Source organism: Tetragenococcus solitarius NBRC 100494, from assembly GCF_001544195.1.
GTDB classification, from domain to species: Bacteria; Bacillota; Bacilli; order Lactobacillales; family Enterococcaceae; genus Tetragenococcus; species Tetragenococcus solitarius.
The window spans coordinates 24,307-42,624 of sequence record NZ_BCPY01000008.1 but is presented as its reverse complement, the minus strand read 5'-3'; the positions used below and the strand labels follow the sequence as shown (position 1 = coordinate 42,624).

The 18,318-nt window shown below is 37.2% G+C and carries 15 protein-coding genes; 10 read left to right on the top strand and 5 right to left on the bottom strand.

What is annotated here, in order from left to right; genetic code table 11:
- Window positions 1–23 precede the first annotated feature (23 nt).
- From pepG1 to TS1_RS04100, 4 genes are all read right to left on the bottom strand, one after another.
- Window positions 24–167, bottom strand: coding sequence for a type I toxin-antitoxin system toxin PepG1 (pepG1, locus tag TS1_RS12370; protein ID WP_083498237.1), 144 nt, complete (start codon window positions 165–167; stop codon window positions 24–26).
- Window positions 168–360: 193 nt separating this feature from the next.
- Entirely contained in the window at window positions 361–1,008 is a 648-nt protein-coding gene (gene pcp / locus TS1_RS04110; protein ID WP_068708127.1) for a pyroglutamyl-peptidase I, read from the bottom strand.
- A 314-nt stretch (window positions 1,009–1,322) separates the two neighbouring features.
- Window positions 1,323–2,243: a DUF979 domain-containing protein gene (locus tag TS1_RS04105; protein ID WP_068708126.1), complete on the bottom strand. Its 921-nt coding sequence runs from the start codon at window positions 2,241–2,243 to the stop codon at window positions 1,323–1,325.
- Complete coding sequence (locus tag TS1_RS04100; protein ID WP_068708124.1) at window positions 2,227–2,934, bottom strand: DUF969 domain-containing protein; 708 nt, start codon at window positions 2,932–2,934, stop codon at window positions 2,227–2,229. The genes TS1_RS04105 and TS1_RS04100 overlap by 17 nt, the downstream gene beginning before the upstream one ends.
- Before the next feature lie 319 nt (window positions 2,935–3,253).
- Between TS1_RS04100 and TS1_RS04095 the strand changes: the two genes are divergently transcribed.
- From TS1_RS04095 to TS1_RS04085, 3 genes are read left to right on the top strand one after another with little or no spacing between them, the layout of a single operon-like run.
- Window positions 3,254–5,095: a beta-glucoside-specific PTS transporter subunit IIABC gene (locus TS1_RS04095; protein ID WP_068708122.1), complete on the top strand. Its 1,842-nt coding sequence runs from the start codon at window positions 3,254–3,256 to the stop codon at window positions 5,093–5,095.
- 20 nt (window positions 5,096–5,115) lie between these two features.
- Window positions 5,116–6,588, top strand: a complete 1,473-nt coding sequence (locus TS1_RS04090) for a glycoside hydrolase family 1 protein (protein ID WP_068708120.1) — start codon at window positions 5,116–5,118, stop codon at window positions 6,586–6,588.
- A gap of 17 nt (window positions 6,589–6,605) precedes the next feature.
- The gene (locus TS1_RS04085; RefSeq protein WP_068708118.1) at window positions 6,606–7,445 is read left to right on the top strand and encodes a PRD domain-containing protein; all 840 of its coding nucleotides are present in this window, start codon (window positions 6,606–6,608) and stop codon (window positions 7,443–7,445) included.
- A gap of 205 nt (window positions 7,446–7,650) precedes the next feature.
- Here the strand turns inward: TS1_RS04085 and TS1_RS04080 are convergent, their stop codons facing one another.
- A complete protein-coding gene (locus tag TS1_RS04080; RefSeq protein WP_068708116.1) occupies window positions 7,651–8,238 on the bottom strand; it encodes a TetR/AcrR family transcriptional regulator in 588 nt (195 codons plus the stop codon).
- A 225-nt stretch (window positions 8,239–8,463) separates the two neighbouring features.
- On the opposite strand from TS1_RS04080, the gene TS1_RS04075 reads away from it, so the two are divergent.
- The 7 genes from TS1_RS04075 (at window position 8,464) to TS1_RS04045 (ending at window position 18,178) form a co-directional block, all read left to right on the top strand.
- A complete protein-coding gene (locus tag TS1_RS04075) occupies window positions 8,464–9,402 on the top strand; it encodes an ABC transporter ATP-binding protein (RefSeq protein WP_068708114.1) in 939 nt (312 codons plus the stop codon).
- Entirely contained in the window at window positions 9,389–10,291 is a 903-nt protein-coding gene (locus TS1_RS04070) for an ABC transporter ATP-binding protein (RefSeq protein WP_068708111.1), read from the top strand. Before TS1_RS04075 ends, TS1_RS04070 begins: the two co-directional genes overlap by 14 nt.
- Window positions 10,284–11,729 (top strand): ABC transporter permease subunit, encoded by a 1,446-nt coding sequence (locus TS1_RS04065; RefSeq protein WP_068708109.1) that lies wholly within the window; start codon window positions 10,284–10,286, stop codon window positions 11,727–11,729. The genes TS1_RS04070 and TS1_RS04065 overlap by 8 nt, the downstream gene beginning before the upstream one ends.
- 226 nt (window positions 11,730–11,955) lie before the next feature.
- The gene (locus TS1_RS12365) at window positions 11,956–12,624 is read left to right on the top strand and encodes an HXXEE domain-containing protein (RefSeq protein ID WP_217994580.1); all 669 of its coding nucleotides are present in this window, start codon (window positions 11,956–11,958) and stop codon (window positions 12,622–12,624) included.
- 294 nt (window positions 12,625–12,918) lie between these two features.
- Window positions 12,919–14,253 carry an NCS2 family permease gene (locus TS1_RS04055; RefSeq protein WP_068708107.1) on the top strand — a complete coding sequence of 445 codons (1,335 nt, stop codon included), beginning with the start codon at window positions 12,919–12,921 and terminating at the stop codon, window positions 14,251–14,253.
- Between the two features lie 49 nt (window positions 14,254–14,302).
- Window positions 14,303–16,096 carry an adenine deaminase gene (locus TS1_RS04050; RefSeq protein ID WP_068708105.1) on the top strand — a complete coding sequence of 598 codons (1,794 nt, stop codon included), beginning with the start codon at window positions 14,303–14,305 and terminating at the stop codon, window positions 16,094–16,096.
- A gap of 288 nt (window positions 16,097–16,384) precedes the next feature.
- Window positions 16,385–18,178: a heavy metal translocating P-type ATPase gene (locus TS1_RS04045; protein WP_068708103.1), complete on the top strand. Its 1,794-nt coding sequence runs from the start codon at window positions 16,385–16,387 to the stop codon at window positions 18,176–18,178.
- Window positions 18,179–18,318 lie beyond the last annotated feature (140 nt).

Below are 18,318 nucleotides of genomic sequence, written 5' to 3'. Positions count from 1 at the left end.
GTTCGACCTGCTAAAGTAGACGGTTATTTTTTTCTGTCATTTTTTAGCAATTTCACGACTAAAGCAATTAAGGGGATGGTAAATGTACCAAAGCTTAAAATTACTTGAATCGTCTCAAATGCTGACAAAAAGCTTCTCCTTTCTTCAGATTTAGTTAGCACGTACATACGCACCACCTCACTTTAAAAAAAGATAGCCACCGTCATAAACTTTACTGTTACTTAATGAAGTAACATAAGAATACTGAAATTCTATATATTCCATGTTATTAAGTCTTTTTTTAATAATCTTTGACGTAACAGTCAACTACCGGAAACAAACACCATAAAAAATGTTTGTTTCCGGTAGTTTTATTACCTATTAATGTGTTTGTCCGCCAACAATTTTCAAATCTTCTTTGCCTTCAAAAGAAACCACTGCTTCAAGTGCTTTTTCAATACAAAAGGCCATATCAGAGATATTCATAAAAGGTTGGTTAGGCTTGTCGACAACCTGTTCAGCAATGAAAGGTACATGAATAAAGCCGCCCTTCATATTGGGAAATTCTTTATCGATCATATATTGTACTTGATACATAATATGATTGCAGACAAAGGTTCCAGCTGAATTGGATACTGCTGCTGGAAAACCGTTATCTTTCACGTTTTCTACCATCGCTTTGACGGGTAGCTGTGTGAAATAAGCTGCTTGACCGTCTGTTTGAATCGTTTGGTCAATGGGTTGATTGCCTTCGTTATCAGGAATCCGGGCGTCGTCAACGTTAATAGCAACTCTTTCTGGCGTAATAGTAAAGCGTCCGCCTGCTTGGCCAATATTCAAAACAACATCTGGTTGATGTTTTTGAATCGCTTTTTTACAAACATCGGCTGATTTGCCATAAACGGTTGGGATTTCTTCTTTAACAATTTCAGCCCCTTTGATGGTGTTAGGAAGTTTTTTGACTGCCTCCCAAGCAGGATTGATTTTTTCGCCGCCAAATGGGTCAAACCCAGTAACTAAAATTTTCATATTGATTCTATCCTTTCTATTATTGAGGAATATATTTTGTTTTTACTCCCTGAGATTGTAAAGATAGGGAGTGTTTTTTCAATTCTCTCCCTGATATCAAAAAGATGGGGAGTGTTTTTGTAAAGTACTCCCTGTTATCAAAGAAAAAGTCGAATAAATTAAGAAATAGAGCAAAAAATCGGAAAAGACAGGGAGTAGATTTTCAATTCTCTCCCTGATATCGAAAAGATAGGGATTATTTCATGAATACGTTCCCTGTCTTTTTCAACATAGGGAGTAAAAACTCGAGTCTTTCCCTGTTATTTATTTCTTAGTTAAAAAGCTAGTACATACATTAAGACAATATGAACAACAATCATAATCAATGCCATAGGGATTTGCGCTTTGATGACACCATTTGCATCTTTCATTTCCAACAAAGCAACCGGCAAAGCATTAAAGTTCGCGCCCATGGGCGTTAATAATGTACCACAAAAGCCAGCGGTCATCGCTAAGCTACCAGCAATTACTGGGTCTCCACCTTGAGCAATCACAAAAGGAATTCCAATCCCAGCTGTAATAACAGTGAAGGCAGCAAAAGCATTTCCCATAACCATTGTAAATAGTACCATGCCTAAACAGTAGGCAACGACCCCAAGAAATTGGTTTCCGGCGGGGATGACATTAGAAATTGCATCGGATATGACTTCACCAACGCCAGCTAAATTAAAGATCACGCCCAAAGCAGCTAACAGCTGGGGTAAAATCCCAGTGGTTCCGACAGATTGGAACATACGGTCTGTATCATCTACGATTGTTTTAGGTTTAGCAGAAGTGATGATGACAGCAACAATTAAAGCGACAATCGAGGCAACGCCAATACCTACCTGTCCGCCTAACGGTGTATAAGAGATTCCCACTGCTGTCAAAGCAAGTATTACAGACGGGAAGAAAACCCAGCTGCCTATTCGTTTAGCTGCTTTTTCTCCTTCTTTTTCGTTTAGTTGAGTAATGTTTCCAATTTTTACTTGTTTAAACAAGGTGAGGATACCAATCACTACTAACATGATGCCAGATACAGCATAAGGCAAGAAGTTCCCAAAAGCAAAAATAATTCCTAATAATAGCCAAAACAGCCCAGTCCCTATTCGAGCGGAATTGGTCTGGTCTCGAAACGAACGGACAGCTGTCATCATCGCTAAAAGTCCAATTAAGATATAAAAAAATTCAAGGATCATGTTAATTGTCTGTGTCATCAGTTGTTTTTCCCTCCTTTATAAGACCATACTTTTTAGCCAATTTGCGATCAAATAACATATTTGAAATTGCTGTTAAAACAAGGGCAATGACGGCAATAATTAATGAATATTGCACAATACCAGCTTCTGAAACATCGTAATTTAAATCGCGTAACGTTCCGGCAATCAATAAGACACCAGAAGCAGCAACAAAAGTATTTTGTCCATAAAAGTTAGCATAGTTCTCGTTTGCTGCGGCACGAGCTTTCAACTCTTCATAATCTCTTTCAGAAATATCCCCATACTTTGTTTTAGCCGCCGCTTGTGTCATCGGATTGACAATTGGACGAACAAATTGTGGATGTCCCGAAATCCGAATTCCAAGAAAACCTGCAACTTCACGAATAGCTGTATACAGTGTTAGGAATTTTCCAGGTGTCATTCCTTTTATTTTTCGGATCAAAATGACTGCTTGTTGGCGTAAACCAAAACGTTCAGAAAGGCCAATCATCGGCAATGTCAATAGAAAAATAGTAACAAGTCGGTTATCTACAAAAGCTTTGCCAAACGCTTCTAAAAAATCCATGACAGAAATGCCGGAAACCATAGCAGTAGCAAAAGCTGCGATAACGACAACTGCGATCGTATCAAATTTAAATAAGAATCCTACTAAAATAATTAGGATGCCAATTAATTTAATCCACTCCAAAATAAGTGCCTCCTTTAAAAATATTACATAAAAACGAATTTCTTATGCTTAGCACTATCCTACCTGAAATTTTGTTATTTTTCATTAGTTTTATGTAAGTGAATGAAAATTTTTACTTTGCTGGACTGAATGGACTTGAGAAGTTATAAAAAAGTGTTTGCGTTTGCAGACGGAATATGTTAGATTGAAAGCAGTTAAATACAGGCATGTGACTGGTAGTGCAGGCAGGACCTTTTATATTAGGAAGAGACTTCCTAGTATATTTGGTTCTGCCTTTTTTTATTTAGCTAAATACTTAAATAAAAATGGAGGGGATCTTATGGATTACAAAAAAACGGCAAAAGAAATTGTTGTTGCACTTGGCGGCAAAGAGAATATTTCACTTTTAAATCATTGCTCGACCCGCTTAAGAATTACTTTAAAAGACGATAGCAAAGCGGATATTACAACTCTAGAAAAAATTGATGGGGTGCTGGGTGTACGCAAAAATGTTCAGTATCAGATTATTATCGGTAATGATGTTATTGAAGTTTATAATGAAGTAAACAATATTGTGGGGAATATTTCTTACGAAGATGCCCAAGATAAGCCAGCACAAAAAAGAAGTATTGGGAGTACGATACTTGATTTTATTATTGCAGTCTTTCAGCCGTTAGTCCCGGCAATCGCAGGCGGCGGTGTTCTTAAATCTATTCTGCTTTTGCTAGCAGCGATTGGTGTAATGGATGATGGAAGTTCTACTTATCAAATTTTAGATAATGTAGGTACAGCGCCATTATATTTTCTACCCATCTTAGTTGCAGTAACATCAGCCAATAAATTAAAAGTCAACCCGCTTGTTGCTGTATCTGCGGTAGGAGCTTTGTTATTGCCGGGTATGGGAGAATTGATTTCTAATGGAGCAGATTTTTTATCACTTAATATTCAGGAAATTGATTATAGTTCGCAAGTATTTCCAGCGATCTTGACAGTGTTATTTTATGCACAGTTGGAAAAAGGATTTAATAAAATTACACCTAAATCAATCCGAGTGTTCTTTGTACCAATGATGAGTTTGCTAATTACAGTGCCTATTTCGCTACTCATTCTAGGTCCACTAGGTTATAATTTTGGGACACTATTTTCTTCAGCAATTATTTGGTTATATAGTCATTTTGGGTGGGTAGCTACGGGTATATTAGCCGGAATTCTACCATTTATGGTTGTGACGGGTATGCATAAAGCCATGATTCCATACGCCATTAGCTCAATGAGTGAGTTAGGCAAAGAATCATTGTATATGCCAGCTTCATTAGCGCATAATATTGCGGAATCAGGTGCTTGCTTTGCGGTGGCTTTAAAGACCAAGGATAAGCGGTTAAAACCGACTGCGATTTCGGCAGGGATATCTGCTCTTTTTGGGATTACTGAACCTGCTTTATATGGGGTGACGATTTTACACAAAAAAGTATTATATAGCGTGGTTTTAGCTAGCATTATCGGAGGTTCTTTTAGTGGTTTAATGGTACTTGAAGCCTTTGCTGTTGTCGGCCCGGGCCTTGCTAGTATTACAATGTTTATCAATCCGCAAAACACTATGAACATCGTATGGGCTTTTGCGACACTGGGGCTTTCGTTTGTAGCGGCTTTCATTTTTGCTATTTTTCTGTATAAAGATGAAGTATTAAAAGAAGAAAACGATGATGAGGTGATTAACGAAACCAAAGATGTGATATTGAAGAGTCCGATAAAAGGCGAAGTTCTACCTTTATCACAAGTAAAAGATGAGGTGTTTTCTAGTGGTTTAGTTGGCGATGGGATTGCAGTTGAGCCCACAGAAGGGGAATTAACGGCCCCTGTAGCGGGAGAAATTACAATGATATTCGAGACTAACCATGCTTTGGGGTTGAAAACAGACAATGGCGCAGAGTTACTTTTGCATATCGGTGTGGATACTGTCAAAATGGAGGGGAAAGGATTTCAATCATTTGTGAAGCAAGGGGACCGAGTAAAACAAGGGCAAAAATTAGTTACATTTGATATAGATAAAATAAAGAATGAAGGATTCGAAGCGACTGTTATCTGTGTGATTACCAACAATAATTTTGAAATAAAACCATCTGTGAAAGGTGGAAATATTTCATCCGATGAACCCTTGTTAACCGTTAGCCAATTAACATAATAGATAGAGGAGAGATATAGATGCAACAAACAAAACAATTTCCTAAAGGATTTTTATGGGGCGGCGCGATTGCCGCTAACCAAGTAGAAGGTGCCTGGAATATTGATGGTAAAGGGCTGTCAGTGGCAGATATAGATACTTATAAACCTAATGTATCTAATAAGGATTACAACGCTCATGTAGCGACAGATTTAGCAGTGATAAAAAAAGCAATGGAAGATCCAACCGATACCTACTATCCCAAAAGAAGAGGCATTGATTTTTACCATCGCTATAAAGAAGATTTAGCTTTGTTTGCGGAGATGGGATTTAAAATATTGCGCGTTTCCATTGCTTGGTCTCGGCTTTTTCCAACTGGAGAAGAATTAGAAGCTAATCCGGCAGGGATTGAATTTTATAAAAACTTATTTACAGAAATGAAACGACTGAACATTGAGCCGATTGTAACCCTTTCTCATTACGAAATGCCTTTAGCTCTAAGCGTCAAATACAATGGCTGGGTTGACCGCAAAGTGATCGAATATTTTGTCCGTTTTTCTAATGTTTGTTTTGATGAATTTGGTCAATATGTGAAGTGTTGGCTAACCTTTAATGAAATTGATAGTATTCACCGCCATCCTTTCAAAACAGCAGGAGTGATTCCAGAAAAATCGGATGCTGGAAAAGAATCACAAGACGTTTATCAAGCATTGCATCATCAATTTGTGGCTAGTGCACTCGTAACAAAAGCAGCACATGAAAAAATTTCAGGAGTGATGGTTGGCTGTATGATAACGAAACTAATGACTTATCCGTTAACTTGTGCTCCGCAAGATGTTGAATTAACCTTGAAAAAGAACTTGGAAAATAATTTTTACGCAGATGTTCAAGTCAAAGGAGAGTATCCGAAACTGATTGAACGTCATTTAGAAAATGAAGGAATTCATATTAGGATGGAAGCTGATGATCGTCGGATTTTAAAAGAAAATACGGTTGATTTTCTGACATTTAGTTACTATATGTCCATGGCGGAATCTGGAGATCCAGAAGCTGAACGTACCCCAGGAAATACGGTCCTTGGCGTAAAAAATCCTCATTTGACTGAAACAGACTGGGGTTGGCAGATTGATCCGCAAGGGTTAAAAATTTCCTTAATCGATTTATATGATCGTTATCAGGTGCCTATGATGATCGTTGAAAATGGGGTGGGAGCTAAGGATACGATTAGTTCTGATGGTAGAATTCATGACGATTATCGGATGGATTATTTCCGAGCACACTTTAAACAAATGAAAGAAGCCATTGATGAAGGTGTTGATTTAATCGGATATACGAGTTGGGCACCGATTGATTTAGTCAGTGCGGGGACTTCACAAATGTCTAAGCGGTACGGTTTTATTTACGTCGATGCAGATGATGAAGGAAACGGCAGTTATGATCGCATGAAAAAAGATTCGTTTGATTGGTACCAAAACATTATTCATACCAATGGTGCTGCACTGTTCGATGAGTAAGACTAGGAGGAATTAAAGTGCTAATTGTCAAGAAAGTACTAAATTCTAGTGTCGTGTTAGCTGATAAAGATGGTTCAGAAATGATTGTTTTAGGAAAAGGGATTGGTTTTTCTCGAAAAAAAGAAGAGTTGATTGATGAAAATGATGTTGATAAAATATTTATTCCTTTAAATGAAAGTAAAAATGAATATATCCTTGAATTAATTGATGATATCCCTTTAGCTTTTTTTGAATTAACTAAAAAAATTGTTGCATTAGCTGAAGAGCAATTAGATACGAAATTAAATAATAACATTTTTCTAACTTTAACCGATCACCTTCACTTTGCACTGGATCGTTATCAAAGTGGCATCAATATTGCCAATCGTTTGTATTGGGAGATCAAAAATTATTATCCGAAAGAATATGCGGTGAGCACGCAAGCGGTAAAAATCATCAATCAATATTTTGATGTGGTACTCCCTCAAGAAGAAGCAGCCAATATTGCCTTTCATTTGATTAATGCTCAGTCAGAGGATGAGTCAACAGATAGCTTAGCGTCTGCTAAAATGATTGGTGGGATTGTGAACATGGTCAGATATTCTATCCAAACTGAAGTTGATGAAAATTCTGTGCATTACCTTCGCTTTATTACCCATGTGAAATATTTTGTGGAACGATTTTATACCGGCAAATTGATGGATGATGAAGGTGGAAGCGAATTATATAAACAAATGTGGACACTCTACCCGTCAGCAATGGAAGTTGGGATTAAAGTTCAGGATTATTTATCTAAGATGTATGACAAAACGATATCAGAAGAGGAAGTCGCTTACTTAGGGGTTCATATTAACCGCTTGATGAATAAAAGTGTCTAGATATTTAATAGAAAAGAATTATTCATTTCTTTTTTAAAATTAAAAAAGAAAATCGTCATAATTTATTCACTTTTTATAGGTACATTATAAGTGTACCAACGAAACAACCCTAAAACACTTTTTCATTTTTTAACTCCTTTCCCGCCAGTTACCCGCTGGCGGGTCTTTTTATGTTTTAGTAAAATCATAAAAGCTTTTCGGTTTTTCAAGAAAAAACAGTGTGTTCTAAGATGATGGGCGAAAGAATACGATCGATAATATCGATGAATTCTTCAGGCGTTTCATGAAAGTCTGAGCGAACCCATTCAGTGATTAAATTAATGGCAATTCCTCTAACGGCTGCAAGAGCATAATGTTGAGGAATGGATAAACGCGCAAAAAGATTGTTTTGTTTTATAATAGTTTCATCTGCAACAGCTAATTTATTTGCAAAAGAAGGGTCACCGTCAGGACCTATTAAAGTCAAAAATTTTGTGCCATTTTGATAGATAAATTTTACCATCTGTTGATAATAAATTTGTAGTTGTTCATCTTCAGAAGTGTCGGCCAAAATTTTTGCACGGGCTATTTCGCTATTTTCTTTAAATTGTGATAGCAGATCATTTCCTACTGCATCAAGCAGCTTCCCTTTATTGTCATAGTATTTATAGAAGGTGGCACGATTAACCTTAGCTTCATCAAGAATCTGTTGTACAGTAATTTTTGTAAACCCTTCCGATAATAGTAACTTCCAAAAGGCTTGCTTTAGCGCATGGTCTGTTTTTTTTATTCGTAAATCTATTTTCTTTGTCATGTCAAGGCTCCTTTGTAAATAATAAATTTTTTAGTCATTTTTGTTGGTTGTAATCTAATTATACTGCGATAGTAAACAAAAGTTTATTAAAAATTGAAATGGATTGATCCAATCATGTTTATTACAAATAGAATGTTGCTCTTGTTATCCTAGTTCTTCTTAAAAACCTTATGAAGAAATATTTATAACAAAGAGATGTAATTAAAAAGAAAGGATAGTTTTAGCATGCCAGTTATTGAAGTAAACCAGCTAACAAAAGATTATGGTTATCATCGCGGTGTCTTTGATGTCACCTTTGCAGTTGAACAAGGTGAAGTATTTGGCTTTTTAGGGCCGAATGGCGCAGGTAAAACCACAACGATCCGGCATTTAATGGGCTTTTCAAAACCACAGTCGGGAACAATCAAGGTCTCCAGTAAAGATTCTTGGAAAGATGCAGCTGCAATTAAACGAGAAGTTGGCTATTTACCAGGTGAATTAGCTTTTCCTAAAAATATGACAGGAACTGCTTTCATTGATTTTATGGCTAAAGAGCGTCATATTTCAGACATGACAAAAACCAATCATTTGATTGATATGTTTGAGCTAGATGTTTCACCTAAGTTGGACACGATGAGCCTAGGAACTAGACGTAAAGTAGCGATTGTCACTGCTTTTATGCACGACCCAGATATTTTGGTTTTAGACGAACCTACCAGTGGCTTGGATCCGGTTATGCAAGAACGATTTATCGAATTTCTTTTAGAAGAAAAAAGAGCGGGTAAGTCGATTCTTTTATCCAGTCATATTTTTAGTGAAGTGGATGCGACTTGCGACCGCATCGCAATTATCAAAGAAGGCGAAGTCGTTTCAACGGTGGTTGCTGATGATATTCGCAAAAATGAAAATAAAACCTATAAAGTAGAATTTGTCGATGAAAATGAATATCAACGTTTTGTAGAAGATAGTCAATTAAATATCACAGTGAAACGATCGAGTCAAAACCAAGTAAAAATAGAGATCAAAGATGAAAATATTAAGGATTTGTTTACTGAATTGAGTCAATATCAGCTGAACTTTATTACTGAAATGAAGTTTTCACTAGAAGATTACTTTATGAATTTCTATGACACAAATAAGAGTGTTTCAGCAGGAGAAGAGGTGTTAAGCCATGGCGTACATTGATTTAGAAAACTTAACCAAAGATTATGGCCAAGATCGCGGCGTATTTGATATTTCTCTTTCCATCGAACAGGGAGAAACGTTTGGTCTAGTGGGTATTAATGGCGCAGGAAAGACCACGACGATTCGCCAAATGATGGGGTTTATCAAGCCTAGTAGTGGCCAAGCGTTCATTAATGGCAATGACTGTCAGAAAAATAGTGCGCGAATTAAGCAATTTGTTAGTTATGTTCCTGGTGAAATCAATTTTCCCGCTGATAAAACAGGCGAAACCTTCTTAAAACGACAAATAGAAAAAGCAGGCCGCGGCAGTTGGGAGCGTTGTAAAGAAATTTGTGAGAGATTGCAACTGGATTATACAGCAGGATTAAAAACTATGAGTAAAGGCATGAAACAGAAAACAGCTTTGGCTGCAGCCTTTTGCTTAGGTTCGGATGTACTGATTTTAGATGAACCTTCTACTGGTCTGGATCCTTTAATGCGGGATGTATTCATTGATTTGATTAAAGAAGAAAAAAAGCTGGGACATACGGTCTTTTTATCCAGTCATATTTTTGAAGAAATCGAACAAACCTGTGACCGTGTCGCGATGATCAAAGATGGTCGGATTATCGACCAATTGACGATGAACGATCTTCTTCATAGTAAGGATAAAACGTATAAGTTGGAATTTAAAACGCAAGAAAGTTTTCAACAATTCCAAGCATTGGATTACACATTTACTGATGTAAAAGAAGAAGACCTACAATTAAAAATCAATATCAATGATCAAGATATCAATCGATTGATGGATGATCTTCAACATTACGATGTTTTGTTCTTTAAGGAAATTAAGCGTAATTTTGAAGACTACTTCACCAACGTGTTTAAGGAGGAAGTTAATCATGTTTAGTAAACCCATATTCAAACAGAGTGTACGTAGCAACGGTCCTTTATGGTTAATCATCACTATTGTTATGAGTGTACTCTTAACCTTTTTTATTGCAAGTTTTGATGCCGATGATATCGGCCAAATCGCTAGTGCAGCTGAGGGAACTGCCTTTGGTTCGACAATTTCTGGCTTTAGCTCTTTACTTGGCAGCTTAGAAATGTTCTTTAGAATGCCAGCCCTTTTACTTGGAACAATCTATGTTATTTTTACTGCCAACAATTTAGTGGTAAATGAAGTTGATAGTGGCTTAATGGCCTATACCTTATCCACCCCGATTAAGCGTGGTACAGTGATTTTTACTAAAATGATTTATATGATCGGTTCAATTATACTAATGTTTGTCATTGTTGCTGGAGCCGGGATGGGCGCAACAGAAATTATCAATCACAATCTTTCGGGCAATGCAATCACAGAAGATGTGGAAGAAGCGGCGGAATCACTCGACCGAGATCCTTCTTATGTACGTGATAACCTCTATATGATTCAAGATGACGACTATGCACTGCAAGCGGGCGCTGATGCGCGGGGAATGGATACAACAGCTTACAGCAAGTATCTAGATGAAGCGATGAAACGCGATAGCCTGGACAAAGCTTCAGACGAAATTACGAAGACTCGCGAAGACAAATATGACGATGATGACGATATGGATCATGATGATATCGAAATCACGACAGACGAGTTAGCGGATAAACCTGGTATGATTTTAAATGATAAAGATGCCTTACAAGAAGGTGGAAAACCACTGGGCATGAACATTAATGAATATCGTGATTATGTGAATGATTTGGTCGACGAGCAAGAAAAAGAAGAGGACAATAAGCAAGCTGATAATGAACAAATGGACCCCTCTGCTATTTTATCTACGGCTAAAGAAGTCACAGAAAACGAGTTGGATGTAAGTTCTTCAACTGTGGATGACAATATGAGCTTGATGAAAAATGACAGTGCTTTAAGCGCAGCCGCAAAAGCAACGGGCGTCTCTAAAGATGACTTGTCAAACTTGATCGATGAATCAATGGTTAATTCGGCTATAAGCTCTGATGAAGGAACAGAATTTGATCTTGAAACTTATGGCTGGTTGATTTTAGGTTCTTGTCTATTAGTCTTAGCTATGGGTAGCATTTCCTTTTTTGCAAGCACCTTGTTCAATCGTTCAAATACGGCAATGGCTTTGGGCGGAGGCTTGCCATTAGCATTCTTTATTTTAAATATTGTGATCGAACAAAGTGAAAACTTAGAGGATTTGAAGTATTTCACAATTACAACCTTATATAATACCAGTGAAATCCTAGCAGATGGCGATTTTCTTGTTCAAATGGGTGTGCTAGCGGTAATTCCTGTAGTATTGTATGCTGCAAGTGGAATAATATTTACTCGTAAAGATTTACCACTTTAAAAGCTAGCATATTAAAAAATAATGCACTAGAGCCAGTCCTCCAGTAAATTTTATGAGCGATTTATGGGGGGCTTTTCTGTTTGCTTATTCAAATTATAATTTAGGCAATCTCCAACAAAAAATATGAACAACTTTTGCATTTTAGAAATTGGGAAAAATAGATTAAACAATAGATAATTGTTAACAAAATTGAATGGATAACTAATTATTAAAGAGGGGAAAGAAATTGTTAAAAATTTGGCGTAGATATTGGTATTGGATAGGCGGCATATTATTTATTGCTTTATCATTTTTTATGGGGCTTTGGGGGAGCGTGCATCTTGAACACATCCAGGTCATCATGGTTTTTAGTTTTATGGCGATGCTTGCTCATCAGGTGGAAGAATATGGTTGGCCGGGAGGGTTTCCAGCAGTTTCGAATATTTTACAATTTGGTGAGGTTGAAGGTTACGAACGATACCCTTTTAATCAAAATTTGAGCTTTTTTGACAATGTTTTTACAACATATACTTTCTATATTGTTCCGATTTTCTTCCCAAATTTAATTTGGTTGGCGCTTGCGCAGAGTTTAGCAGGTTTTATTCAAGTCTTGGCTCATGGCATTATATCGCCACTGCGCATTAAAAAAATTTATAATCCAGGGCTTTTTACAGCGCTTACTCTCTTTTTGCCTATAGGTATTTACATGATTTATTATACAGCTATACAGGGTGCAACAGTCTGGGATTACACATTAGGCATAGTTGGTGCTATTGTTGGCTATGGTATTGTCTTTGGCATTCCGGTGGCTTTAATGAGAAACAAAAATTCAAAGTATCCATTTGCATCTGAGGAAATATATGGAGCTGGAGATAGTTGGAAAAAAGTGATCACTGAAAGAATGAATAAGAAGTGATTTTTGAATATTTTATTCATAGTAGAGTAATACCCAAAGGTAAGAAGAGTCTTTTCTTACCTTTTTTGTTAATTTTCATTGATAAAATGCAAACGAAATAAAAGGCGCTACTACATTTTTATAAGCTTTCATTTAATCGGAAAAAATATAGAACTATATCTAGTACATCGCTTATTTTCTTTAAACACGAACGATAAAAATATTTTTAGCTATTTTTTTAATTTTACCCTATATAAAGCTGAACGATAATAATACAATATAGCTACATTGTTAGTTATATTGGAGGGCTAAAGATTGCTGAATAATTTTTTTAAGATTAAAGAACGACATACAAATGTACAGACAGAAATTGTCGCTGGCTTAACAACATTTATGGCGATGGCGTACGTTTTGGCTGTTCAGCCGAGCGCTATTATAGGTTTTGGAGTAGAGTCAAATTTTGTAGATATAAATGGCGTCGTCATATCAAAAGCAGCATTACTTATTATGACGGCTCTTATTTCAGGGATTGTTACGCTGGTTATGGGATTGTATGCTAACTTACCCTTTGCTTTATCTACAGCTATGGGAACCAACTTTATGCTGGGTGCCTTAATCCAATCCGGGACGATTTCATTTGGTAATGCGATGGCGATTATTCTTATTAGCGGTAGTATTTTTATCTTTTTAACAGTGTTTGGAGTTCGAGACTTTATCGTTAAAGCGATCCCTAAAAATATCAAGGCTTCTATTTCAGTTGCTATCGGATTTTTTATCACTTATTTTGGATTTAGCAATGCAGGGATTGGCAGTTTTGAAGAAGGGATTGGATTAGGCAATTTTTCCGATCCCAATGTTTTCTTAGCGATTGTAGGTCTTGTTCTTATTGCTATTTTGACGCTTTATAAAGTGCCAGGGGCATTACTCATTGGCATTATTGCGATAACAATTATCGGAATCCCTTTTGGAGTGACTCAAGTGCCCAACCAATTATTTGGAGTACCTGCTATTAATGAAATCAATCATTTAACTTTTTCTTTTGACTTTGATGGTTTATTCAATGGCCGTACACTTGTACTTATTTTCATTGCTTTTTTCGGTGATTTCTTTTCTACATTAGGGACAGTACTAGGTGTCAGTCAAAAGGCAGGATTACTAGATGACAGTGGCAACCTCCCAGAAATCAAACGTCCTTTTCTAGTGGATGCTATTGGGACAGTAGCCGGCGCAATTGCTGGATGTACAACGATTTCGACCTTTGTTGAATCTTCTGCAGGCGCACAAGCAGGCGGAAAAACTGGTTTGACTTCCGTTTCAACGGCAGTGATGTTTTTTGTTTCAATTTTGTTTTCTCCATTGTTTTTAATGATTCCAGATGCTGCGACGAGTCCGGTGCTTATTTTTGTAGGTTATAGTATGATTTCTTCGATTACGAATATTGATTTTTCCGATTTTTCGGAGGCCTTTGGTCCGTTTGTAATGGTTGTGTTTACTGCCTTTACAGGAGGCATTGCTTCAGGTATTAGTGCGGGAATTTTAGCAGATGTTGCCGTTAAAACATTTACGAAAACTGAAAAAGCAGAAAAAGCGGTGCATCCGGTAATGTATGTTTTGTGCATTCCCTTAATGTGCTATTTTATTTTTAATTAAATAGCAAAATCTATAAAACAAAGAGATACTATCATTGGAGGAAGAACTATTGAAAAAAATACCCATCCCAAATCGTAGAGAACTATTGCAAGCAGCCTTAAATGAGATACCTACGGATTTAGCTGTTACAAATACTCGTTATTTAAATTTATTTACAGGAGAAGAGTATCCTGCTACTGTTTTTATCCATAAAGGTTTTATTGTTCATGTAGAAGCAGACGAGCTTGAAGAAGGACTGGATAATGTAAATCAAGTGATCGATGCTTATGGTGCTTATATTGTACCGGGCTTGATTGACGCGCATATGCATGTGGAAAGTTCGATGTTAACTCCCAGACATTTTGCTGAAGCAGTGATCCCCCACGGAACAACGACGGTTATTACTGATCCTCATGAGGTCGCTAATGTTGCCGGTGAAGAAGCGGTACGCTATATGCATGATGCTGGATTAGACCTACCAATGCGACAATGGATTAATATCCCATCTTCGGTTCCAGCGGTGCCAGGTTTAGAGGAAGCAGGCGCTGTTTTTGACGCAAGCGTTGTAGGTCGATTAGCTAAATTAAAAAATGTTATTGGCTTAGCAGAAGTGATGGATTATAAAGGTGTTGAACAAGGAACTGACCGAATGATGGATATGATTGAAGCAGCTGAACGTAATGATTTATATATTCAAGGACACGTTCCAGGCGAATCAGGACGCTTGTTAAGCGCCTATCTTGTTGGCGGACCTACGACAGATCATGAAACAAGAGCACCTGGAGAAGCAAAAAATAAATTACGTGCAGGGATGTATGTCGATGCAAGAGAATCATCGATGGCTAAAAATATCGAAACGATTTGGAAGGATGTCAAAGACCTTCCTTGGCGTGAACGCCTGGCATTGTGTACAGATGATCGAGAAGCTTCGGATATTTTAAAAACCGGGCATATGAATGATGTTGTTAGACAAATCATCCAAAATGGAATGTCGCCGATCGAAGCAATTCGTGCAGGTTCTTTACATGTAGCAGAAGAAGTGGGGATCACTAACTTAGGGGCCATTGCTCCTGGCTATGTGGCGGATTTCTTACTTGTACATGACCTAGAAGATTTTAATCCAGAAAAAGTTTTCTTTGAAGGAAGATTAGTGGCAGAACAAGGCAAAATGGTCACTTCTATTGAACATAAAGAATTTGAAATTGAATCTAGAAATACGATTAATGTTTTACCTTTAGCGTTAACAGATTTTTATTTAAAAACACCAGCCGAAAAACAAACTGGAACGATAAAGATAAATGTCCCTGTTTATGAAGACTATAATGGCTCTATTACTTATCTGCAAGAAGAAGAGCATGTTGTTAAAGATGGGATTGTAGATATTAGTGACGATCCTGATTTAGCCTATGTCATCATAGTCAACCGTTATGGAAAAGCGAACAAAACGGTCGGACTGATTCGACATTTCGGCGGAGTAGAAGGAGCTGTCGGTAGTACAGTTGCACATGATCACCATAATATGATGATTGTCTATCGTTATCCTGAAGCGGCTCAGCGTGTTTATAAAGCACTTGTAAAATGTGGCGGTGGTATTAGTTGTTCTGGAAAGGACGAATTACTTCAAACGTTAAAACTTCCTGTGTTTGGACTCATGAGTGCGATGGACTGTTTTGATACGGCGGAACAAGCAGAAAAAATGAAAGAAACGCTTAGAAGTATTGGAGTAGATACTTTGAACCCTCTATTACGTATCGTAACATTGGGATTGACTGTGATTCCTGAGTTTAAATATAGTGACTTAGGGTTGGTAGATGTACTAGAAAGCCAGTTGATTCCTATTTTTCCCGAATACAATAACAAATAAAGAGACTTTGAGAAAATGTTATAGTTTTTACAAGGGAATATTTTAACGAAAAAATACCGGTCCTCAAAAGTTAGAACAAAATCCTAATTTTTGGAGGTCGGTTCATTTTTGTGTATTTTTTTATGTTTAAATAACTATGGTAATGTATAACTGTATTATTTAGAACTATTATAAATGATAATTTAAAAAAATCTATTTGTTAATGATTATCCTTCTCAATTAGCTTTTTTCACTATCAATTAGTAAATTTGAGTGCTAAGCTTGAGTAGAAAGTTGGAGGGTGATGAAGTGAGTAATTTCAAAAAATTTATACTAACAATTTTTATTGGAATGATTGCCTTAATTATGGAATTTATGTTTGACCAACCACAATTTGCCTTTTGGATGATCGCTATTGCAGGCGGCGTTATGGCATTTTCTATGTTTATTGGTATGGTTCAAACCTTAAAATCTGGGAAATACGGCGTGGATATTTTAGCGATTACTGCAATTATTGCAACATTGTTAGTAGGGGAATATTGGGCTAGCCTAGTGGTGTTGGTCATGCTCACAGGAGGAGACAGCTTGGAGGACTATGCAAGTCATCAAGCAGGACGTGAACTTCGTTCTTTATTGGAAAATTCGCCACAAGTAGCGCATAAAATTGTGAATGAACAATTACATGACATCGAAGTAGAGGAGGCAGCTGTTGGCGACCTGCTTTTAATCAAACCAGGGGAAATCGCCCCTGTGGATGGGAAAGTGATTGCAGGGACCACTTTGGTTGATGAATCTTCTTTAACAGGCGAATCCAGACCTATTGAGAAAAAACAGGAAGACGAAATCATGTCGGGATCTATTGTGAAAGATGCTTCAATCCGTATACAAGTAATCAAAAAAGCCAGTGATAGTCAATATCAAAAATTAGTTAAATTAGTAGAGGAATCTGAAGCAAAACCCGCTCATTTTGTACGGCTGGCAGATCGCTATGCAGTCCCTTTTACTTTAATTGCCTATATTATTGGAGGAATTGCTTGGTTTGTTTCTAAAGATCCGGTACGTTTTGCAGAAGTCTTGGTGGTTGCTTCCCCATGCCCATTAATTTTAGCTGCCCCGGTAGCTTTAGTAGCAGGAATGAGCCGTTCAAGCAGAAATGGAATTGTGGTTAAAACCGGAACAACGATTGAAAAGTTAGCTAAGGCCAATTCTATTGCCTTTGACAAAACTGGAACTCTGACAAAAGGCCAGCTGACTGTAGATGATATCCAACCTGCCAACGATCAAATTTCTAAAGGGGAACTACTGGCTTTAGCTGCAAGTGTTGAACAAGAATCAACACATATTTTAGCCCGTTCTTTAGTTGCACAAGCCAAAGAAGAGAAAATTCATTTAAAAACGGTGAAAGATTTGCAAGAGCTGACAGGAAAAGGCGTGGAAGCCTTTGTTGATGGGAAAAAAGTTCGTGTTGGAAATGTTGCATTTGCCGGAGATGACGTTGTAGAACAAACGAAAAAAACGGTCGTATATGTTGCAATAGACGGACAATATGTGGGTTATATTACCTTTAAGGACGTACTTCGTCCAGAAGCCAGCAAGACAATTGAGCAGTTAAATCAAATGGGGATTAAAAAAACCGTCATGTTGACAGGAGACGATCCAGAAATTGCAAACCAAATTGCTGAGAAGGTCAATATTTTTGATGTCCATGCCCAATGCTTACCAGAAGAAAAAATCCAAGTATTAAAAGAGCTAGAAGAAGAGCAACGCCCACTTATCATGGTAGGTGATGGTGTGAATGACGCACCTGCATTAGCTGTAGCAGATATCGGAATTGCTATGGGTGCGCATGGTTCCACCGCAGCTAGCGAAAGTGCAGACGCCGTGATTTTAAAAGACGACTTAACACGAGTGTCAGAAGCCGTTCGTCTATCAAAAGATACCATGAAAGTTGCGCAACAATCTGTTTTGATTGGGATATTTATTTGTGTCGCACTCATGTTAATTGCCAGCACCGGCTTAATCCCCGCCTTATTCGGAGCTGCGTTACAGGAAGTTGTCGATACCGTATCAATTTTGAGCGCATTACGAGCAAGAAGAGATTAGAAAGTAAGGTAATAGTCTATAAATCATTCACCGATTGTCCATCAAAATTTTTGATGGACAATTTTTTTTTAGTTTTCACATCTTATATTAACATCCGCTATTGCGATGATTACAATGAAATTTTTTTCAGTTTAGTGGAA